The sequence below is a fragment of the Spirosoma radiotolerans genome (genome assembly GCF_000974425.1).
GTDB classification, from domain to species: Bacteria; Bacteroidota; Bacteroidia; order Cytophagales; family Spirosomataceae; genus Spirosoma; species Spirosoma radiotolerans.
In genome coordinates this window covers 1,285,131-1,307,985 of record NZ_CP010429.1, presented here as the reverse complement: position 1 = coordinate 1,307,985, position 22,855 = coordinate 1,285,131, and the positions used below count along the sequence as shown (strand labels likewise).

14 protein-coding genes are annotated in these 22,855 nt (G+C 47.8%); 10 read left to right on the top strand and 4 right to left on the bottom strand.

Annotated elements, in window-relative coordinates; all coding sequences use genetic code 11:
* Positions 1–109: 109 nt before the first annotated feature.
* Complete coding sequence (locus SD10_RS05030; RefSeq protein WP_046375965.1) at positions 110–949, top strand: LytTR family transcriptional regulator DNA-binding domain-containing protein; 840 nt, start codon at positions 110–112, stop codon at positions 947–949.
* A 111-nt stretch (positions 950–1,060) separates the two neighbouring features.
* Here the strand turns inward: SD10_RS05030 and SD10_RS05025 are convergent, their stop codons facing one another.
* Together SD10_RS05025 and SD10_RS05020 are read right to left on the bottom strand one after the other, a co-directional pair.
* Positions 1,061–1,543, bottom strand: coding sequence for a response regulator (locus SD10_RS05025; RefSeq protein WP_046375964.1), 483 nt, complete (start codon positions 1,541–1,543; stop codon positions 1,061–1,063).
* Between the two features lie 361 nt (positions 1,544–1,904).
* A complete protein-coding gene (locus SD10_RS05020; RefSeq protein ID WP_046375963.1) occupies positions 1,905–2,225 on the bottom strand; it encodes a hypothetical protein in 321 nt (106 codons plus the stop codon).
* Positions 2,226–3,142: 917 nt separating this feature from the next.
* On the opposite strand from SD10_RS05020, the gene SD10_RS29035 reads away from it, so the two are divergent.
* Positions 3,143–3,610, top strand: coding sequence for a response regulator (locus SD10_RS29035; RefSeq protein ID WP_082111522.1), 468 nt, complete (start codon positions 3,143–3,145; stop codon positions 3,608–3,610).
* A gap of 433 nt (positions 3,611–4,043) precedes the next feature.
* A complete protein-coding gene (locus SD10_RS05015; RefSeq protein ID WP_227699147.1) occupies positions 4,044–7,196 on the top strand; it encodes a right-handed parallel beta-helix repeat-containing protein in 3,153 nt (1,050 codons plus the stop codon).
* Positions 7,197–7,280: 84 nt separating this feature from the next.
* Here SD10_RS05015 and SD10_RS05010 read toward each other — a convergent pair whose 3' ends face one another.
* A complete protein-coding gene (locus SD10_RS05010; protein WP_046375962.1) occupies positions 7,281–7,997 on the bottom strand; it encodes an outer membrane lipoprotein-sorting protein in 717 nt (238 codons plus the stop codon).
* Positions 7,998–8,100: 103 nt separating this feature from the next.
* A complete protein-coding gene (locus tag SD10_RS05005) occupies positions 8,101–10,671 on the bottom strand; it encodes a TonB-dependent receptor domain-containing protein (protein WP_052731074.1) in 2,571 nt (856 codons plus the stop codon).
* Positions 10,672–10,962: 291 nt separating this feature from the next.
* Here SD10_RS05005 and SD10_RS05000 point away from each other — a divergent pair, with 291 nt between their 5' ends.
* The 7 genes from SD10_RS05000 (at position 10,963) to SD10_RS04970 (ending at position 22,671) form a co-directional block, all read left to right on the top strand.
* Positions 10,963–13,458 (top strand): SMP-30/gluconolactonase/LRE family protein, encoded by a 2,496-nt coding sequence (locus tag SD10_RS05000; protein WP_046375961.1) that lies wholly within the window; start codon positions 10,963–10,965, stop codon positions 13,456–13,458.
* 170 nt (positions 13,459–13,628) lie between these two features.
* Entirely contained in the window at positions 13,629–14,441 is an 813-nt protein-coding gene (locus SD10_RS04995) for a glycoside hydrolase family 16 protein (protein WP_046579065.1), read from the top strand.
* Between the two features lie 70 nt (positions 14,442–14,511).
* The gene (locus SD10_RS04990; RefSeq protein ID WP_046375960.1) at positions 14,512–15,444 is read left to right on the top strand and encodes an SGNH/GDSL hydrolase family protein; all 933 of its coding nucleotides are present in this window, start codon (positions 14,512–14,514) and stop codon (positions 15,442–15,444) included.
* A gap of 628 nt (positions 15,445–16,072) precedes the next feature.
* Positions 16,073–16,603: a hypothetical protein gene (locus SD10_RS04985; protein ID WP_046375959.1), complete on the top strand. Its 531-nt coding sequence runs from the start codon at positions 16,073–16,075 to the stop codon at positions 16,601–16,603.
* Between the two features lie 620 nt (positions 16,604–17,223).
* Positions 17,224–20,352 (top strand): SusC/RagA family TonB-linked outer membrane protein, encoded by a 3,129-nt coding sequence (locus SD10_RS04980; protein ID WP_046375958.1) that lies wholly within the window; start codon positions 17,224–17,226, stop codon positions 20,350–20,352.
* A gap of 21 nt (positions 20,353–20,373) precedes the next feature.
* Positions 20,374–21,798 (top strand): SusD/RagB family nutrient-binding outer membrane lipoprotein, encoded by a 1,425-nt coding sequence (locus tag SD10_RS04975; protein ID WP_046375957.1) that lies wholly within the window; start codon positions 20,374–20,376, stop codon positions 21,796–21,798.
* A 429-nt stretch (positions 21,799–22,227) separates the two neighbouring features.
* A complete protein-coding gene (locus SD10_RS04970) occupies positions 22,228–22,671 on the top strand; it encodes a DUF1810 domain-containing protein (protein WP_046375956.1) in 444 nt (147 codons plus the stop codon).
* Positions 22,672–22,855: the final 184 nt, after the last annotated feature.

Genomic DNA, 22,855 nt, shown 5'->3' with positions numbered 1-22,855 from the left:
ACTTTAATGGACATGTACAAACATATTATCTACTAGAACTATATGAATACATCTTTATATTAAAAAATACCTTAAGCAAAGCGAGTGTATATCTCAATGTATTGTTATTATGAGCGTTATTAAACCTGCCTTACAGTATCCAGAACTTATAACCCACTTGTCGGGGGCTAACAACTACTGCTGGCTCCACTTTCGGAATGGCGAAAAAAAATTGCTGGCGAAACCGATTAGTTACCTGGAATGTGAATTACCCGGATTTATTCGGGCGCACAAAACTGTCCTTATTAACCCAGAGTATGTAAAAAGTCTACATCAACCACCCCGCCAAAAAATGGCCGGTGAAATCCAACTAAACAACGGGCTTTCTTTTCCCGTTAGTCGCCGGCGCTGGAATCAGGTGGTCGATGCTTTAGCGTATCGTATCTCGCCCATTTCTAGTAAAGGTGCTGTAGACTATCCCGGCAGTACTGTTCCGCCCAAGGCGCCAACCCCGGAGGTAACGATACCAGAAAAATCTATTCTACTGGTTTCAGATGATGAGGCCAGCGCCTTGCTGGTAGGTCAGATGATTGATAAGAAGTGGCCAGGCTATCGGTTCCATACAACCAATCAGGCGAATCATTTGCCCGATTTGTTGGCGGGAGTTTCCGAGGAAGAATACCCAGCCCTATTGATATTGGACGCCCGCACCACCACGCTAGAACGTTTGCATACACTGCAGAGGCTCAAACAGCATCCTCAATTATGTCGATTACCCATCATTTTGCTGGTTTCACCCACAGATAGTTTAGTCACGGACGGGTATAGACGGCAGGCTAATTCGGTCATATCCCTGCAGGATGGGTACATCACATTTTCCCAAACGATTGAGCGGGTTTGTCAGTTCTGGCTCTTAACGGCGGCTTTACCAGGGGCAGCAAAAACAGCGGCCGTCGACGAGGTGAGATAAGTTTCTTTTGGCTAGAGGGTGGCTTTCCAGTTTGTGACCTCTGCCAACAAATTTGTTGTCAGAGTAACAACTAGTTATTTTATAGGAAAACCACCCTTAAAAAATTTTGGCTTAAACCGAAAATTGCAAGGGCGGGAGCGTAACGGTTTCCCACCAGTAGGTGCGAAGTTCTTTAAAATAAGCCAGCCAACCCGAGAACTCGTTTGGTTTCACGATGTAAGAGGAACTTCCCAACTGGTAAGAATCAGCTATATCGGTAGAATCATTTGACGTACTTAGAATAATAACGGGAATTTGATTACAAGGTGAAGGTTGATTTTTGATCTGCCGAAGCAATGCCCAGCCATCGGTACGTTCAGGCAGGTACAGATCCAGTAAAATCAGTTTTGGCGCGTCCCACTCCTGGCAATGCCATTCATTGAGCATCGTTATCGCTTGCTGAGCAGTGGTCGCTAGTACCGGAGTGACTTCGGCCAGGCATTGATCCATAGCCTTTTTCATAATCATCCAGTGATCCAGGTTATCTTCTACGATAAGTAGTTTAGCTCGATTGAAATTAGTTTTAATTGTATCCAGAGGTTGTGAAACGGGCATAAAATGTCATTGATAGCTTGTCCCCAAGTTACTAAATAGCTATCAATTAGCGCCAAACGTCAATTGAAAATTAATGTAAACCTTTTAACGAAGGTATATGCAACCATAAGATACATTAAGAACGCGCGCGTGCAATTTTGATATACCGGTGGTTTAACGGCTCAATAAAACTGATACTAGTTTTGTCTTGTAGCTAGTATCTATTTACAAAAAGTGAAACGAACATTCTATTAATTTCTCAGTTGCTACCTACTGGCTTACCGATACTTTATTTCTTATCAGCCGTAAATTTATTTACGCCACAAGACCATTACCTCATTAATTAACGATTATAGTCAATTAAATAATGTAATTGTGTCAATTAACTTGATAAGACAAACGTGATAGTCTTTGAGGATCCATCAATAGCGCGCTCCTGAATCATTAAGCCCAGATCTTCGTCGGAAAGTCGGTCACCATATTGGGGAAGATAGCCGAATGCGTCATAAAACTTTTCGAGGTTAAAAAAACACACGTCTAGCTTGACCATCCAGTCATCTATAACTGACTGATTTTCATACCAATCCTCAATAGGAGATAACTTTTTAATTAAATGCAGTTGCTTCTCTGATAATATAAATTGTACACGCCAATCGTTAACAGTCCATTTTTCATGCTCGATAGCGTCGATCAAGGTTCGCATAACGTTTTTTTCAGTAACAAATAATTATTTACCAACTTGGGGTAAAGTAAACTATTGTTTTTTGCTTTTCACAAGAATCTTAAACTGTTAGTTATCTACACATATGTTTTGTACCATTTTTAAAAAGAACAGCTACAATTTTATGGTACTTATAAATTCGATAATGGGGAATAACTTCCAGGCTTGCAGATGGAAACGCTTATTTTCCATAGCCAGCGCTCTTTTCAGGTAGTGTCGTTGTTCAGGGATGAATTTAAATAATTTTTCATCGTAGAAAACGGAAGCAACAGCTAAAGCCTGCAATCAAAACACATCCTCATGATAAACTCATAACCAGTCATCGATTATCCTGGACTCTTACCCACTTATATGTACAGGCTTATTTTTTTAAACTATAACACGCATTGTCAGGACACCATTAACCCTGCACAACCCGGATTTTTATCTATACAGTATCCGGCTTATAAATCGTTGGTCCCGCTCCGATACATTTCTCTGATTACAACACAACTATTAACCATCTGATCCAGACTTTGTGAACAGGCTAACATAAGTTATCAATTCAGCCAAATGATAAACATGATTGCCGAAATTTTTAGTAGTGTCGTAAATAGCCTGCTACGGCTCAGTAAAGGGCATTTAAGGTTTTTTCAAGAGCAGGTTCTTAAACCTACTCTCATTAACACAGTACGAGATTTATAACCAGGCAATATTGGAAGATGTAAAAACAGTTGAGCGCCCTGAATATATATAATAAATTTATGCGTTTACTAAGAAGGTATTGGCTAAAAAAAATAAATGCGTACGATAAGTATATCATGAATAAAATAGGAAATCGGTTTTATTACATAGGCGACTGCTTACTTTGTCAGTATATTTGGTATGAGTAAGTTTTCCAAGCAATTATATTAGCCTATATGACAAAGTTACCCACTACGAAACGTCGAAAATTACCTAGAATTCCGATTTTAGTCGTTGAGGATAACGCTGATCAATGGCTTATTATCCGCTCGGCTCTTGCTCAGTGCTTTCCAGAAGTAGAGCCTTTGTGGATGAACAATAACTTACAGGTTTTACAGTATTTGGAAAACTGTTTGTCAACAGAAAAACAGTTACCGCGTTTGGTATTAACTGATCTATATTTACCTCGCCGAGAAGATGGCTTTTCGTTGCTGGAATCAATAAAAGGCCATTCTGTTTTTCGCCAATTACCCGTCGTTATTTTAAGTAATTCTGAGGATAGTAAAGACATTGAAAAGTCGTACGCGCTCAGTATAGCATCTTACATTGTTAAGCCGGTTACGTATCACCAATGGCTGAATTGTTTTTATACATTCAGGCGTTACTGGCTGGAAGCGGTCCGGCTGCCTTCTCACTCAAACTGAGGCATTTTTTAAGTATTCTTCTTTATTAATTTAATATACGAATCGTCTGATTTAACTCCTGCAACTTTGATTTTAAGGCGCTAGTTTAATTTATATACGAACAAAAAAGTAGGTGCTATTACCCGTTTAAGCTGGGTAGTAGCACCTACTTTTTGTTTGTATGTATATCTAAGTTAAATTAGTAAATTTTTAATTTATTAAGCGGTTGACAAATTAGTAATATAAGGATAATAAATAGAATATCTTCTTACATTTATTCGTCATTATAGAATTAAGTAAACAAGGCTATTAGGTTATCACATCGGCCAATATTGTAAACTAAATTAGGTGGTAAGATTACCTATTTCACGTGTTTGTTAATTCATAAATACCTGTTCACACCACTTTACATGGATAGGATACGTTTATCTGTCCTATTCGAATGACGAACAAAATGTATTCAACATTACGGAAAATACTAACTCATTGTTTAACTATACTTGCGATTACTACTCAGTTATCGACCAGTTTAGCGCAATCGACCTATTACATAGCCAACTCGGGCAACGATGCAAACGAGGGTCGTTCTGTTACTTCTCCTCTTCGAAGTTTGAACCGGGTCAACCAGTTGAATTTACAGGTTGGTGATTCCCTCCTATTCCGCCGGGGCGATACATTTAGTGGAACTCTTATTCTTAGAAAATCGGGGACGTCAGCTAAACCGCTCTTCATTGGTGCCTACGGACAAGGGGCAAAGCCGACGCTCTCAGGGGCCGTTCCGGTAAAAAATTGGGTCAATTTAGGTAACAATCGGTGGCAGGCACCGTGTCCTGGCTGCGGAGATCGGTTGACAGGCGTGTACCGAAATGGACTGCCGCTCCCGTTAGGGCGCTACCCTAATTCAGACGCGCCAAATCGTGGCTACCTGACTGTACAAAGTCATGCAGGCGCTACTCAATTGACCAGTCAGCAAGCCTTAACAACGAACTGGACTGGTGCAGAAGTTGTACTTTTTCCGACTTACTGGATTATTGACCGGGCTACTATAACGCAGCAAACGGGCAACACACTTACCGTTGCTAACTCGTCTACCTATAGCCTGACCGACAACTGGGGCTTCCTGATTCAGAACCATCCAGCTACCCTCGATCAACCTGGCGAATGGTATTATAATCCGGCTAACCAGACGTTACAACTCTATGCAGATAGCGGCAATCCTAACAATGAAACGATCATAGCAAGCGCTTATGACCGAACCATTGATATAGCTAACTCGGCTTTTATAACGATCAAAGGCCTGACTATCGCGGAAGCAAACCATGAGAATTTATACGCCAACAGTGTATCCAATCTCGTTTTAACTGACAATGATTTTACCAGGGCCGGCGAGAATGGCCTGGTTTTTAACGGATCTGGCAGCAACATTCTTGTTGAGGATAACGCGATTACTCATATCAACAACAATGGTGTTTATATAGCTGCTTATCAGAACGTTACCTTCCGAAAAAATACCATTCGGGACGTTGGTGTTTCGCCTAATCGTGGAAAAAGTGGTGATGGACAGTTTACTGCTTTTCAATCCTTTGCTACCCAGAATACGCTGATTGAAAATAATGTAATTGATAGTGTCGGTTATATTGGCATGTCGGTGTTTAGCAACAGCATAATCCGGCAAAATCTGATCAGTAATTTTTGTATGGCGAAGAGTGATGGTGGTGGCATCTACCTTTGGAACGGAGCCCAGTTACCGCTGCACAACATTCAGATTCAATCGAATATTATTCAGAAAGGGATCGGCACATTTGGTCCTCTGTCAGCAACGGAATACAGTGGTGCACACGGTGTATTTCTGGACGATTGCGTTGAATCCGTTACCATGACTGACAACACCATAACGGATTGTCATGGGCTGGGCATTTACCTGCATGCGGTCAACCATGTGAATTTGATTCGTAATACATCCTTTAATAATACGGTTGGCCAGCTTATTCTCTATAATTACGATGCGCCCTGCCTGCCACGTGACAATATTCTGAATCAAAATAGCCTGGTTGCCAAAACCGCTACTCAACCAGTGGTCGGCTACATATCGGGCGCAAACGACTTAAGCAGTTTTGGCCGGATGTCGCAGAATTATTATGTCCGCCCATTTAATGACGCCTTTACCATACGGGCCGTTTATAACCGAACCGTCGTCAATGACCTAAACCTGGCACAATGGCAAGCCCAATTTAGTCAGGACCTTACCTCCAAAAGCAGCCCTATAACGTATAAAGATTACCGGTTGAAAAGTCTGAGCAGCACGAACCTCCTGGCCAATTCATTTTCTTCAACAAACGAAGGCTGGACAACCTGGAGCCCTTATAACAACGGGCAGGTTAGCTGGATTAGTAACGGCCTTCTCGACGGAGGTAGTCTACAAGTGGGGTTTTCTACGTCTTCTGGTCATGCAGACTCCTATGTGCTGGCTTATAAGAATATTCAAGCCATTACTAAATCAAAAACGTATCTGCTTCGGCTTGAAGCCCGCTCGCCAGCCTTAAAGAAAATCGTTGTGTTTATTCGGCAGCAGAACAGCCCTTATCAGGACTTGAGCCGCCGGTATGAGTTGCTGGTCGAACCAACTAAGAAGAGCTACGAACTAGCTTTGACAGCGCTGGCCAATGAATCCAATGCTTTATTGACGGTTCAACTACAGGAAGACAATCAGTCGGTTTGGCTGGATAATGTTTCGCTCCAGGAAACGAGCATTGATTCTGTTGATCCCAACGAGTTGATCAGGCTCGTTTATAACCCAACGTTAAAAGACAGTCTGATTACGCTCAGCCGTCCGTTTCGGGATGTTAAAAACCGGTATTATGCCCGTCAAATCTTATTAAAACCGTTTACATCGGCGGTTCTGTTACGCGACTCCCTGCCATCGGTCGATGTTAGCCTCACGCTGAAAAGCGACCGTACATCGATTAAAGTGGGGGATGTGGTATCGTTCTCACTTACCCTCCATAACGAACCTATAAGTCGTGGAAAAACGGCCAGTCAGGTGCAGTGGTCGTGTCGGCTGCCGGCTTCCCTGACGATGGTGAACCAGCTAAACTTACCACATGGCGATAGTCTGTTACGGGGAACCGTTCAGAAACTACTCACCGACACCACCATCGTGTTTCGCATGAAAGCAACAGCCGCCGGGAGCTATGATGTGGCGGCTCAGGTAACAGCCTCCACGTATGCTGACCCCGACAGCACACCGGACTCCGGCACCGACGATGGTGAAGATGACAGAGCCAGTGCCAGCCTGTTGGTTCGGCAACTGACCATCGCTGATACAACAGCCATTGTCACGGCGACAGAACCTACAGTAAATAGGGCGACACATGCGGTTTACCCTAACCCAACCAGTTATGACTTTTCGTTTGTCGCCGAAGCGGATATTACTTCCATTCGGCTCACCGACATGTTGGGCCGCGAATATTTTCGTCAGGAAGGAATCCGGCGTGATCAACTCATTCAATTTGGTCAATATGCATCGGCAGGGTACTATCTGCTGTCTATCCACTATAAAACGGGTGAACAACGAACGGTGAAGCTGGTGAAAATGGCTAGCTTATGAGTATAGCTAAGCTGGTTCTAAAATGCAGAAAGCCACTCGACGTCGAGTGGCTTTCTTTCATAAACTGAACATTTAGTCGGCCCCTTACTTCGCGGGTTTTTTAAAGATAGCCTCATCCACTTTAGGGTTGACCGTGATTTTGGTCGTTACCATTGTCAAAGCGCCCATTTGTGGGTTGGCAATTTCCATGGTGTTGGCAAACTTAATCCCGTCAACATCTTTGTAATCCGAAAAGCCCATTTCACCTTCCTGCCCGTTCATGACCATTTTAACTTTGTTGACCAGATACGTTTTGGCATCAACGTACTCATCGACCGTTTGACCATCTTTCGTCGTTACTTTCAGGTGATAAGCATCCTTACCATCCACTTTCTCTTTCCCAACCAGATCGACCTTGTTTCCTTTTTCTTTGTAGTTGACCAGTGGTCCAAAAGGATCCAGTTGACCAATTTGCTGCTTGATCTGGTCGGCAGGCATGTCTTCGGGCTCACCCGTTCCCTGCATCATGGTTGGCCGCAGCATCCAGCCGGTTGTTCCATTGACAACCTGAATCATGGAATTGCCCATCACCGATGATTCAGAGCGCATAGCCTTGCCCACCACGATCGTTGTTTTGCTCGGTATCTCCATACCCTGCACCGAAAGCGACCGTTCGGTAACCAGCGTAGATACGCCTTTCAGTTTGTCCATGCCGCCCAGGGCAGCAATGTGTTTGTCAATAATTTCATCGGCCGTTTGGGCATAAGCGCCTGCGGATACGAGAGCGGCCATTGCAACGGCCAGGAGTCGGGTAGTTTTCATGCGGTAAATAGAACTGTGCGTTCGTGTATTTTTAGGAAAAGTAATCACTTAACTAGTAACTCGGTGCTTTAATCAGAATAAAGTAGCCGGATCAGGCCACGCCTTACTGCCGGGGCGTACCACCGCCCGACGAACTGCCGCCTGCCGGAGCCTGTCCACCACCGTCGCTTTTCACGTCATCGTTGTTGACTGATTTGGCCTTTTTACGGGGCGCATCCATCGTCATCTTCCCAATCTTATACGTAAATGTCAGTCGAACGCCCCGGTTGTAGAGGTACACATCGTTTACCTGGTTGAACTGCGGTGAATTCAGGACCGTATGGATATTGAACCGGTTGGAAAGAAAGTTCTCGGCGGCTATGCCTACGCTTCCTTTCTTACTTTTAAAGTCCTTCTTGACACCAACTGTGTAGAACCCGAAACCGCCCTGGGTTCCCTGTAGCTGCACCTGTGAGCCCTGCATAAATCCGAAGGCCTGAGCGCCCCATCCGTTGCTAAACTGCGCCGAAGCAAACGAACCTCCGCCAACGTTGAACCCCGTATTCGTCAGGCTCTCCGAAACACCATCTGCATTGGTTGTCTGTCCGGTTAAGCTGGTGTAAAATACGTTCAGGAATATACCAACGTTAATTTTCGAGGTCACGGCTACGTTGGCAAACGTATTGGTACCATACGTGTACTGACGGCCAATATTCTGATAAGTCGTCACAATGGCTCCCACCAGCGTGTCGGATGGCTGCCGGACCTGTGTGATGGCGTTGTTGGTTGAGCGACCGAAGAAAGTGGCGTTGATAAACGTCTTTTTGATCGTTTTACTCACGCCCAGTTCAAAGTTATTGGTCAATTCAGGGCGCAGCGATGGGTTACCAATCGTAATGTTCTGAGGGTTGGCTGTGTTGAAGTTGGGGTTCAGCTGCTGCAGTCCGGGCCGTTGAATCCGGCGGTTGTAACCCAGTTTCAGCGTTGTTCCCTTAAACGTTTTCGAGGCATTAACGCTGGGGACTAACACGCCATAGTTTCCAATGCCAAGCGTTCCATCCTGTTCGGTACTGGCGTCGATAAAGGTGTGCTCATAACGCAGTCCGCCTTTCAGGGTATACCGTTTTTTGGTCGTGTAGGTATACGAGCTGTAGGCAGCGGCAATATTCTGGTGGTAGAGCAACGCGCCCTGGGTCCCATTTTTCTCGGTGGTAAATTCACCCGTTGGGCCAGCCAGTAAATAGCGATAATCGCTGTTAACCTGCCGAATAATGCCTTTGGCGCCGAACTCAATCAATTGATTTTTCCTGATAGGCGTCTGGTAATCAGTTTGCAGCGTAAATTCCTGGTTCACATTCTTGTTCAGGTTTTGCTGACGCCCGGTGAGCGCACCCGAACCATTCAGCAGATCGGCATCGAAGTTGTTTGTCAGATCGTTGCGGCTGTAGAGCGTCGAAACACTCCATTCCTGCTGAGGTTTGAACGTGTGCAGATAATCCACATTGGCATCGACTGTTCCCGAGAGATTTTTGGTATCCACGTCTCGGTTTGAGCTGGCCCCAGGTGTGCCGTTGGTAAATAGCCGCGTCACCAGATCCTGCTGGCTAAGCATGTTGCGAACACCATACCGCACACCAGCTGTCAGGGTTTGGTTTTTAGCCAGATCATAATCAAAACCCAGGTTATATTGCCCAAACAAGCCATTGCTGGTGCCATCGCCCGACTGGCGGGTCAGTGTAGTTACGCCGTTTACCTGGCTGGTTTGATCGAGATTGGTTTTCGTGATCGTGTTGTACATGGCCCGTCCAAACCCACCGATGGTAAAACCGGCCTTGCCTTTCCGGTAGCTCCCGTTCAACGACAGCATCGAACCCCGGTTACCTACCCCCGAATCTACGTTCAGGTTCAGCCCCTGCAAGCTGTTCTTTTTCGTGATAATGTTGATGATCCCTCCTGATCCTTCGGCATCGTACTTGGCCGACGGGCTGGTAATCACCTCTACCGTTTTGATCTGATCGGCAGGAATCTGCTTCAAGGCATCGGCAACGCTGCTGGCCACAATCGTACTGGGCTTGTTGTTGATGAGCACCCGAATGTTGGAACTCCCCCGCAGCGAAACGTTCCCATCGAGATCTACCGTCAGCAATGGCACTTTGCGCAGAATGTCGGTAGCATCTCCGCCCTTGGCGGTAATGTCTTTATCGGCATTGTAAACCAGGCGATCTACTTTTTCTTCGATCAGGGCCGCCTGTCCGGTTACGGTTACCTCCTCCAGCGTTTTAATACTTGAGCTCAATTTGATAACACCCAGATCTAGCGCCTGCCCATTGGTCAGCACCACATTATCGATCATTTTATTCCGGAAGCCAACGAAGGTGACGAGCATTCGGTACTCGCCCGCAACTAGTTTCGACAGCACGAATTTACCTTTTTCGTCGGCCACCGTTCCATCGACTGTTTTTCCTGTAGCTTTGTTAATCAGAGCAACACTGGCAAATTCAACGGCTTTGGCTTGCGTTGAATCTATGACGGACCCCGTTAATTTGGCATTTCCCTTCGGACTTTGATCTCCGGCGGTGCCGGGCAACGCTTTTGATTGCGTGGCGCCCCCCATACCCGGAAACTGGGCTTTGGCGGGTGTAAGCAAACTGGCAGCAAGTAACGTTGTGGCAATAAGTATAGCGTTCGATTTCATGGCATTGCTTTAAGTCGAACAAAGGTGTAGACAGCCTCGGACACCCGAAATCAAAACTGGACAAAGGGCAGAATAAACCGGATAGACATCGGTTTATTCCTGACGAATGAAATTAGTATAACGCCCCAACCCGTCGGTTTGGCACGAATCAAAAAATGGATTGGCTAGCGCTTATGCCGCATGGTGAAGCGCGTTAGTTAACAATCATTTAATCAACCAATCGCTCAGCAAATCAGTAGAATCTGCGAAAAACGCGGTTATTTTACCCAAAAATTAACAGGTATCGATTGTATGGCACAACGTACAACGCTTCTCTCCGTAGTAAGCTTCCTTCTTCTTTCGTTTCTGATTATCAGTTGTCATCGGACGAGCAGCAAAACCAGCTCAGCCGACGAAGCCGCTGTATACCAGAAGCTGGCTGCGGCTCGTGTTCAGCTTCCCAATGGCTGGGCCTTGACCCCACCAGGGCAAAGTGTCAACTTGGACGATTTGCCGCTAAACCTGGTCGTTTCTCCTTCCAAAAAATACCTGGCTGTTACAAACAATGGGCAGAGTACACAGAGTATTACGTTGCTGGATGCCCAAACGCAGCAAGTGCTGGATACGGCTAAAGTGAGCAAAGCCTACCTGGGGCTGGCGTTCAGTGCCGACGAAAAGCGGCTGTACGCGTCAGGCGGGAACGATAATAAAATCCTGGTTTATACCATTGACAACGGGCAACTAATGCCCGATGAACCGATTCTGCTGGCCAAACCCTGGCCCGTAAAGCTATCGCCAACGGGTCTGTGCGTCGACGATGCCAAAAACCGACTCTATATTGTCACCAAAGAAGACAGTGCCCTGTATGTTGCAGACACGCAGACCAAGAAGACACTCAACCGGATCAACCTTGGCAAAGCAGCTTATACCTGCCTGCTATCGCCGGATAAGAATGAGTTGTTTGTATCGCTCTGGGGCGGGTCCGGCGTGCTGGTGATCAACACGAATACCCTGGCTATAACGGCTAAGATTGCTACCAACAAAAACCCCAATGACCTGCTGCTCACCCACGACGGCAAGTATCTGTTTGTGGCCAATGGAAATGACAATACGGTTGCGCTGATCGATGTAGCAAAACGGCAGGTAATCGAAACGCTGACCACCTCGCTTTTCCCGAACGCGCCAGTCGGCACCACACCAAACGGGCTGGCTCTGAGCGATGACGAGAACACGCTCTACATCGCCAACGCCGACAACAACTGCCTGGCGGTGTTTGACGTAACCCGCAAAGGCCATAGCCACTCCAGCGGTTTTATTCCAACCGGCTGGTATCCAACGTCGGTCAAGGTTCTCGGCTCTAAAATTCTGGTCACCAACGGGAAAGGCTTTTCGTCGAAGGCAAACCCCAAAGGCCCAAATCCGGTGCGCTCGCGCGCATCGCAGCAGGTTGGGCCAAACCCACAGGCGAACGCTGGTCCCGTACAATACATCGCTGGATTGTTTAAAGGGACACTCTCCATTATCGACGTACCAACGGTTAATGTGCTAGCGGCCTATTCGCGGCTGGTTTATGCCAATACACCCTATACCAAAAGCAAGGAACAACGGGCTGAAGGCGAAGCGGGCAACCCAATTCCGATGCGGGTGGGCGATAAGTCACCCATCAAGTACGTGTTTTATATCATCAAGGAAAACAGGACCTACGACCAGGTTCTGGGCGACATGTCCGAAGGCAACGGCGATCCGGCACTTTGCCTATTCCCGCAAAAAATAACGCCTAATCAACACGCGCTGGCAAAGCAATTTGTGCTGCTGGATAACTTCTACGTCGATGCGGAAGTCAGTGCCGACGGACACAACTGGTCGTCGGCGGCTTATGCGAACGATTACGTCGAAAAAAACTGGGTGACCAGCTACGGCGGTCGGGGTGGTACGTATGATTATGAAGGCCAGAAAGAAATTGCGCACCCACGTGATGGATTCATCTGGGATCACTGTCAGCGGGCAGGCATCTCTTTCCGCAGTTACGGCTGGTTTGTGGATAATAAACCCAATATCAAGGTGCTGGAAGGTCATAATTGCCCCGATTTCAAAGGGTTCGACCTCGCCTATCAGGACACCAGGCGGGAGGAAGTATGGGAGAAAGATTTCGATCAGTTGCTGGCCGCCGGAACCTTGCCCAAACTAAACACTGTGCGGTTCGGAAACGACCATACATCGGGCGCTCGTGTTGGATTGCCAACCCCCGAAGCCGCCGTGGCCGACAATGATCTGGCCGTTGGCCGATTTGTCGAACATATAGCCAAAAGCCCTATCTGGAAAGAATCGGTCGTCTTCATTTTGGAAGATGATGCTCAGAATGGCCCCGACCACGTGGATGCTCACCGGTCCATTGCCTTTGTTGCCGGAGGCTTCGTGAAACGGGGTTACGTGGATCACACCATGTATTCGACCTCGGGATTACTTCGCACAATGGAGTTAATTCTAGGCCTCAAACCCATGAGCCAGTACGATGCCGCAGCTACGCCCATGTGGCGGTGCTTTGCCAAAACGGCGGATTCAAGCCCGTATGTAGCCCAGGCAGCCGAAGTCGATATCAGCGAGAAAAACGTAGCGGTCAACTCAAATTCAAGACGATCTTCTCAATTCAACCTCTCGCGTCCCGATGATATTGACGACCTTGTTTTCAGTGAAATCGTGTGGCAAACGGTACGAGGCTCCAAAAGTACAATGCCCGCTCCCCGCCGGGGTGCCTTCGTGCGGCTAGGGAAAAAGGTCGATGACGATGACGACGACGATGATGACTAAGTAAGCGTTGGATCCGTTGTTCTCATAACGCGCTAGCAACCTGAGAATGTTGGGTAGTCGCCGATCGTAAATTCACCTGTGCCATCATGAAAGATCCGCTCTTCACATCCGCCCAACAAATCAGTACGAGTCGGCTTGCGGTCAGCTACCCGTTCATTTTCCTGCTGCTCATGAGCAGTTATGGATTTTGTCAATCAGCCGAGGTAGCGGCTTCCAGGCCAAAGACGACCTGGAAACTGGTTTGGGCCGATGAGTTTACGGCCAATGGGGCACCCGATCCGAAAAACTGGACGTTCGAAAACGGGTTTGTCCGAAACAATGAGCTTCAATGGTATCAGCCTGACAATGCCCGTTGCGAAAATGGACTGCTCATTATTGAAGGCCGACGGGAGAAGCGGCCTAACCCGGCTTATCAGACCAACAGCACAACCTGGAAAACCAGTCGACCCTCCATCGACTACACGGCATCCAGCCTAACAACGAAGGGCCTGCATCAGTGGCAATATGGGCGATTTGAGATGAAAGCCCGCATCGACACCCATCCGGGGTTATGGCCTGCTTTCTGGACGCTCGGCGTGCTGGGAGAGTGGCCATCGAACGGCGAAATCGACATTATGGAATATTACCGGAATATGCTGCTGGCCAATGTGGCCTGGGCAACCAGTAAACGGTATACAGCAAAATGGAGTAGTATAAAAAAGCCCATAAATACCTTTTATGATCCGGACTGGTCAGCCAAGTTTCACATCTGGCGCATGGACTGGGACGAAAACGCAATCAGCCTGTACGTTGATGATCAACTACTTAACACAATTTCATTAGCCGAGACCATCAATCAGGATGGCACCGGCACAAATCCGTTCCGACAGCCACATTACCTACTGCTGAACCTGGCCATTGGGGGCGATAACGGGGGTGACCCATCGGCGACCTCCTTTCCGAGACAGTTTGTGGTCGACTATGTACGGGTTTATCAGCAATAGTTTTTGTTATCTATACGCAGTACCCTTGCCTACTCTTACGCCTATGACCGCCTGCCGCCTAATTATACCAATGACTTACCTTCTCCTGTTAGTCAGCCAGTTAGTTAGTTGGTGTTTCGCTCAATCTCCGTTCCCGGCCAACGTCCGCCGGGTTGTTTTTATCGGCAATAGCATCACCTATGCGGGTGCTTACGTTGTGGATATCGACGCTTATTTTACAACGCATTACTCGCAACAAGCGCCTGAATTTATTAATGTCGGGCTGCCGAGTGAGACCGTTTCCGGCCTATCGGAAGAGGGCCACGCAGACGGAAAATTCCCTCGCCCCGACCTGCACACACGGCTCGCCAGGGTGCTGGCGCTCACTAAGCCCGATCTGGTTTTCGCCTGTTACGGCATGAACGATGGTATCTATTTACCCTTTGACGAAAGCCGGTTCCAAAAATTTAAGGAGGGTATAAACTGGCTGCATGAAGAAGTGATTAAGTCGGGAGCTAAAATCATTCACCTGACGCCACCTATTTTCGACGAACTGAAAGGTGGTCATCCGGGCTACGCGGCTGTCCTGGATCGCTACACGGATTGGTTATTGGCCCAAAAAACAGCCTCAACCTGGGATGTCATTGATATTCATTATCCAATGAAGCAATATCTGGACGCCCACCGAAAAGTCGATTCCAGTTTTGCTATTGACGGTTTTGCTCTGGCCGAAGACGGCGTTCATCCGGGTGCCGTTGGGCATTGGATTATAGCCAAAAGTATTCTGCTGGGACTGGGAGAAAAAGCCGTGGCAAAGGCGCCCACCGTAGCAGCCGCAATAGGACCGATACCTAATACCGCACAAATTATTTCGCTGGTAACGGATCGTCAGAACATTATGAAAGACGCCTGGCTCACCACGGCCGGGCACGACCGCCCGGGTATGAAAACAGGCTTACCGCTGAAGGAAGCCAAAGTGAAAGCCGCCAGCATCGACGCCCAGATCAAGGCACTTATCCATTAGAAATCGTTCGCCTTACAGGTAAGCCTTCCTTCCTGAGCTACGTCTTTCAGTTAGCAGGTATAAAAAAATAGGTGAACCACGGAGGCACTTAGGCTAGAATCACCCTCATCTCAGTAAAATCGCCCGGAAGGCATCGGCTGTCAGGTAGCACAAATTGGCCTGGGTAGCTCACACCCACTTGCCAATTAAAGGTAATCAGATCATACCGCTTGCTCAGTGGGTGTAAAGGGTTATGGCGCATCGTAAAATGGCTGACGAAATTTGAGCCAGCAATCAACCGTTTTCGTTGAGCAACACCATAATTAATTCAGCACGGTACCGCTGCGTTTGGTTACTCATTAGTTTGCTGCTGGCAAGTCTTCTCAACCAGGCTCAGTCGATCGCTGCCCACCTTACTACCCTAACCTCAAAAGTAAGGAAAGACGAAAAAGGCGAAAGATTATCTGTAAACGCTGATAAACGTTTTGGCAGTGATAATTTAACGGGCCATGATCCAGAGTATGGTTTGTCGATTTTAATCATTACGCGCGCTCTTATATCAGCCGTAAGAAGACGCTTCCTAGTTTGGCCGCAACCAATCCGGTTGAAACGTTAAAAAGAGGATAACCACTCTATTCGAAATCACTACATGGAGCTTCCCCTATGGTTTATAGCCATTCTTCTGATCCTCGTGGGTAGCCTGTGGCTCCGACAAGGTATCCGACAACTGATCAAGTGGGCGGCTAGCCCCATTATAGGCAAGCTACCGGCGCTTCAGCAGAGCAGTCCTTTTGTGGTGACCAAAGCCGGCAAGTACGCCATCTGGCAGAGCCGTAAAACCTATGGACAGGCATCGGTGAAGATGTTCACGCCCACCATAACCTCGGTGCCGACGGGTAAAAGCTTGACGGTTTACAAAGTTTATTCCAATGTGATGGTCAGTGGTGTAGGGGAAACGCGTTTCCAGTTGTTTACCTTCTGGGCCCAGCCTGGAGACTACAAGCTCGAACTACCAGATCTTGGTCCGGAGCGAACCTACGCGCTTGAGATCCGGGAATACAAGCCAGCCTACCAAATGGTTTTGGCCATTCTGTTGACAATCATGGGGGCGGCTGCTTTCATCGTAGGCATCGTTATACTGATTCAACGTGTAATGCCTGGAGGCATGTCGTTGCACTAAAGTAACTCCCATCAGGACTCATGTATTGCTGTTTTTTATACTTGGCCTGGTCCTTCGCAGGCTACTACCTGGAGCGCGGTGGCGGGCCACTTGACAGTTATTAAAAAATAATCGTCTTATTAAACGCTCCTACTTGAGACGCATGAACGTTAACAGGTTTGCTTTTTAAAAAGAGGTCCATCATCAATGCGGGGTCGCCCGTGCGGAACCTTCCGCCAGGAAGCATCAGATGCTCAGTTATTTACAAGTATTCGACAAGTACGCCAACCTGTGGATGCATAGCTGGTGGAGTACAACACAGAACGGCCTGATGAGGCCGTCCAACTCAATCAGTGGCATACGGCCATGAAGTCCTATACAAGTAAGATTCCTGTTGAGCTGGGGGTGATTATCCAGAGCCAAATGTCCTCTACGACGATGATGCTAACCTGAGTTTTTCTCTTTTAGTAGACAAAAGGTTAATAAACATTTGCTCAGTCAAATGTAGTAGCCTAATAGACATAAGTCATATAAAATTGTACAAAACAATATTTGTTCATTTAAAAGCTTTGCAAAATTTTTGCTACGCCCTACATTTGCGCGTTTATGTATTTTTATTATTTGCTAACAACTACTCAAACATGAAGAAAATCTTACAGGTCTGCACGGTGCTGACTTTGCTACTCAGTTCATCGCTTGTTATGGCACAACAGGCCGAAGTAAGTGGAATTGTTTCTACGGATGGAGATGGTACTGTCTTGCCTGGCGTGAATGTATCTGTGAAGGGCACCACAACCGGCACCTTGACGAATGCTGACGGGCGTTATAGTCTCCGGGTGAATTCAGAGAAGGCTATATTGGTGTTCAGCTACATTGGGTATGAAAACCAGGAGGTTGCCGTTGGCAGCCGCCAGAGTATCAATGTAGCGTTAAAGCAGGACAACAAAGTGTTGAATGAAGTGGTCGTGACCGCCCTGGGGATCAGTCGCGAAAAGAAAGCACTTGGCTATGCTGCACAAAGTGTTAACTCGGAGCAGCTTGTGCAAAATCATCAGACGAACCTGGTTAATGCGCTCCAGGGGAAAGTAGCCGGGGTAACCATCTCCAGCACGGGCGGTGCACCTGGTCAGGGTGCCCGAATTTTGATTCGTGGCATAAACTCCATCGATGCAACCCGCGATAACCAGCCACTTTTTGTGATCGATGGTGTTTTACTCGACAACAGCACATCTACTGGGACCACAAATTCAGGTGCGGATGGCCGGGGTATGACAAACCGGGCCGCCGATATTAACCCGGACGATGTTGAAACCATCAATATTCTGAAAGGGGGCGCTGCTACCGCTCTCTATGGCCTGCGTGGTGCCAATGGTGTGGTTGTAATAACAACCAAGTCGGGGAAAGCCGGTGCCTTGCGCGCTAATTATAGTGGTACGTACGGGTTTGAGAATGTCAATAAATACCCGGAAGTACAGGATAAATACACCATTGGCTGGCAGGGGCAATATGATCCGCACAGTTTCTGGCCCTCCTTTGGTCCTACCGTAGCCGATGCGATCAAGATTGACCCAACGCACCCGGCAAAACTGTACAATCAATTCAAGGACGCTTATAATACCGGGAAGCAGTTTCAGAACAACCTGTCTTTTTCAGGAGGTACGGATAAGATTAACTTCCTGTCGTCGATTTCGCATTTGACGCAGGATGGCATTATTCCCTTTACAAACTACGGGAAGTTATCGGTTCGGCTGAATACGAACGTCAAATTCAGTGACAAGTTCAGCACGGGCGTTAACCTGAATTACATCAACTCCGGGGGCGATCGGTACAACGCCGGGCGTTACAGCGAACTCCTGAGCTACTGGTCACCGCGCTATGATGTCCGGGATTATCTGAAGCCCGATGGCACCATGAATACATATTCGGGAGACAATGCGAACCCGATCTATACGGCCATGACCAACAAATTCAGAGACAACGTAAACCGCCTGATTGGTGGTGTAAACTTCGTTTATTCGCCGTTGAGCTGGCTTACGCTGAATTACCGGGCGGGTCTGGATACGTATTCCGACGATCGGCTTGGCACGGGTCCTGGCCCCACGGGTCTGACAGGCGAATACATATCGGAGGACAACGGATTGGGCTTCATCAATCAGTATCACACGAACTTCCGGGCGATTACCTCAACATTTGCGGCCAGTGCGACGCATAAATTTGGGTCTGATTTTAACACCACGCTACGGGTTGGACACGATTTGTATGACCGAAAAATTCGCGGGTTTGGTGCGGAAGGTACCGAACTGACCGTATACAACTATTTCGACCTGCGGAACGCCAAAACGGTGGTACCTACCCAAAGCGCCGAAGACTATCGCCTGATGGGGATATTTGGCGAGTTGACGATGGATTACAAAGATTACCTCTACCTGACGCTAACGGGTCGAAATGATATTACTTCCTCGCTTCAGGCACCGAACAATTCCTTCTTCTACCCGTCAGTGAGCCTTGGGTATTTGTTTTCGCAGCAGTTTAAGTTGCCCCAGTTTATCAGCCTGGGCAAACTGAGAGCGTCTTATGCCAAAATTGGGAAGGATGCCGCCCCCTACTCGACGGCTACCGGCTATGGGTCCTATCAGAGTTTGCCATCTGGTTTGACCGGATTCACAAGAGGCTACTTACTAGGAAATCCAAGTCTGCGACCAGAATTTACGGATACATTTGAAGGGGGGCTAGAAATGAGCTTTCTGAATAACCGCCTGGGCCTTGACCTGACCTATTACAACTCAACCAGTAAGGATCAGATCATTCAGGTGAATGTGTCGTCGGGGACAGGCTATGAAAAAGCAGCCATCAACTCGGGCCAGATGCGCAACCAGGGGATCGAACTGATCCTGCGGGGCACACCCGTCCGGAAGGGGAAACTGAGCTGGGACGTCAACTTGAACTTCTCGGCCAACCGGAATAAAATTCTTAGCATTCGGGAGGGGTTAACCGAAATAAGTTACGCCACGGAGTATGGCTATGCCAACTCGACGGTCACCATGAAACTGGTGCCAGGTCTGGCTTACGGAAATCTGTATGGCCGGAGCTACCAGCGATATTATGCCAATGCCGGCGAAGACAATGCCACGACGGTCGATAAAAGTCGCCCGATCGTAATTGGTGCCAATGGCTTCCCGGTTATCGATACCAAACAACGGTTGTTGGGCAATACGCAGCCAAAGTGGATTGGCGGTCTGACAAATACTGTACGGTATGGCAACTTCACGCTGACGGCTTTGATGGACGCCCGTGTGGGTCAGGATCGGTACAACCAGATGGGTAACTTCTTCTCGGCCTTTGGCATTGCTAAATACACTGAAGATCGCAACGACATCAAGGTATTTGATGGCGTGCTGGCCGACGGCACCAAAAATACGAAAGCGGTTTGGCTGGGACAGGGCAAAGGCCCGGACGGCGTAGACTACGGTAATGGATTCTATCGAAACGTACACCGGGGTGTGTCTGAAAACTTTATCGAAGATGCCTCCTGGGTTCGGATTCGCTCGGTTGGGTTGTCCTATAACCTACCGACATCGATACTCAAAAAATCATTTGTGAAAAGCGCACGTGTGGGCGTAACGGGTAATAACCTGGCCTTGTGGACCAAGTATACGGGCTATGATCCAGAAGCTACGACCACAAACAGCGGCAGCAATATAGACGGTTTCTCTGGCTTCACGTATCCGGCCGTACGAAGCTTCCTGTTCACGCTGAACGTTGGATTTTAATTCATTTCTTTTCTGATCTCCATGAAACCATACACAAAACGATATACATTACTGATTCTGACGGCGTTCGTGATGAGCCTGCTGAGCAGTTGTAAGGATTATTTCGATCTCAACAGCAATCCAAACCTGATATCGAACCCACCGTTGGCGTCGTCCCTATCGACCACGACCCAGAAGACCGGTTTAAATTCGCAGCGGGTAGCTAATATTACGTCTTACTTCGTGCAGTATCTGGCTAGCCCAGGTACGGCCAGCCCGACCGATACTTACCAGAGCACGGATTATACGGGCACCTGGGATTATGTTTATTTTGGCATGGCCGATTTGTACGACATGAAAAAAAATGCGCAGGAACAGGGCGCATCGGAGTATGTGGGCGTAGCAGATGTCATGTTAGCCTACCACCTGACGCTCATTGCGGATATGTTTGGCGACGCGCCATTTTCAGATGCGTTTACCGGCACTACCCTCACACCCAAGTACGATACAGGGCAAACGTTGTATTCGACGGCGCTTACCTTGCTCAACGAGGGAATTACGGAACTCGCCAAAACGGATTCGAAACTTAAATTAAGTGCGCCCAACGACCTGATTCATAAAGGCAGTACGGCCGCCTGGACAAAAACAGCCTACATGCTGAAAGCCCGGATGCTCACGAAAGTATCGAAGCAGGGTACCTACAAAGCAGCCGACGTACTCGATGCGGTATCGAAATCATACGCGTCGAATGCCGATGACGCCCAGATGGCCACGTTTCAGTTGCGGAACCCCTGGGCGCAAATAGCCCGCGACAATGCCAATTTATTGCTCGATGGCTGGCTTTCGGCGCAGTTAATCAATCAATTAAATGGCACGACGTATGGGGTTTTTGATCCACGAATTGAGAAGATCACGGATAAAACCGTCAATAACGATTATAAAGGAACCGTAAATGGCCAGGGCAATGTGGGGGCGGCCAACACCATAAAAGACGAAAATTACATTTCGCTCAATTCGCCCCTTACCGGCGATGCATCACCCCTGCTGATTGCGACCTACGCGGAGTTGAAGTTTATCGAGGCCGAAGCGGCTTTTAGAGCGGGGGATAAGACCCGTGCGTATACTGCTTATTTAGCCGGGATTCAGGCGAATATGGATAAATACGGCGTTGCTGCTGCTGCCCGGGATGCCTATCTGGCCAATCCGGTGGTGGCTGTCGGTGCAACGGCGCTAACGATTGATCTTATCTTTAAGGAAAAGTACGTGGCCACCTACCTCAATCCAGAAGCCTGGAATGACGCACGTCGGTATGATTATCAGTACAAAGGGTTTAAATTACCCGCAAATGCGGCCCTTCCTACGTTCATTCGGCGGGCAGCGTACCCAAGTGGGGAAATCTCCAAAAATGGCATTAACGTACCAACGGAAGCTACGTTGTCAGAACCGCTCTGGTGGGATAAAAAATAAGTTGATCCTGGAGTCGACTTAACAGAAAGGCGTGTCACTGGTCTAACCAGTAACACGCCTTTCTGTTAAGTCATTGTTCTGTACTCTTACTCAAGACGGAATTGGATTTATAACAAAGCCCTGGTCGCGGTCCCTGCCGACGTGAAATGAAACAAACCTTAAACAACTAGTCGGAGTTGCCCACTATAGCCAACGCAGAATGCCTTCGTTGGCGCAGGACAGCCCTTTAGGTTTGGGGCTTTTACAGCTTAGATACGTATTGGCAATTCTCGTTCAGGCCCGTCATTCGGGTTTGATCCGATTCTGCAAACGGCCCCTTCCTGGTTAAGTTGGAGCCGAGTGACCACTGGCTTAGCCAACAATTGGCCCTCTTGTCAGGTTAAGTGTACGCTCCGATGTGGGCCAGGTTCATTCTCTCCAGATACGTTCATGAAAACAGATCATACCCTGCAACGCTTTATAGACGCTCAGCAGAGTAGCTATTCCAGAGCCCTGGCCGAAATTCGGAACGGACGAAAACAAAGCCATTGGATGTGGTACATCTTTCCCCAAATTGCGGGCTTAGGCTTTAGCGAAACGGCCCAATTTTATGCCATCAGCGATTTACAGGAAGCCCAGCTTTATGTAGAGCATCCACTCCTGGGAAGGCGCCTGATCGAAATTGCCCATGCCCTGCTTGACGTTGACGGGAAATCAGCCCATCAGATTCTAGGCAGTCCGGACGATCTGAAACTACACTCCAGTATGACCCTGTTTACTCTATTGACACCTACAGATCCTGTTTTCCAGGAGGTTTTAGCGAAGTACTTCAACGGCTCACCGGATGCACGAACGCTGGCGATTATCAACAATAGTTCTTCAGCCGCTAATTAACGCATCTGATAAACTGAGTTGAGAGACCGCCTGAGTAATCGCTGGGCTATCATCAAATAGCGTGCATTTGCTGTTTCGGACAAAATACACGGTCCGTCGTTGCGGTCACTTGCCATTAAAAAGTGCGAGTAGCAAGATTTTGAGAACTACGTTCGTCATTATTTTTAAACGCAATTAAGTGGCA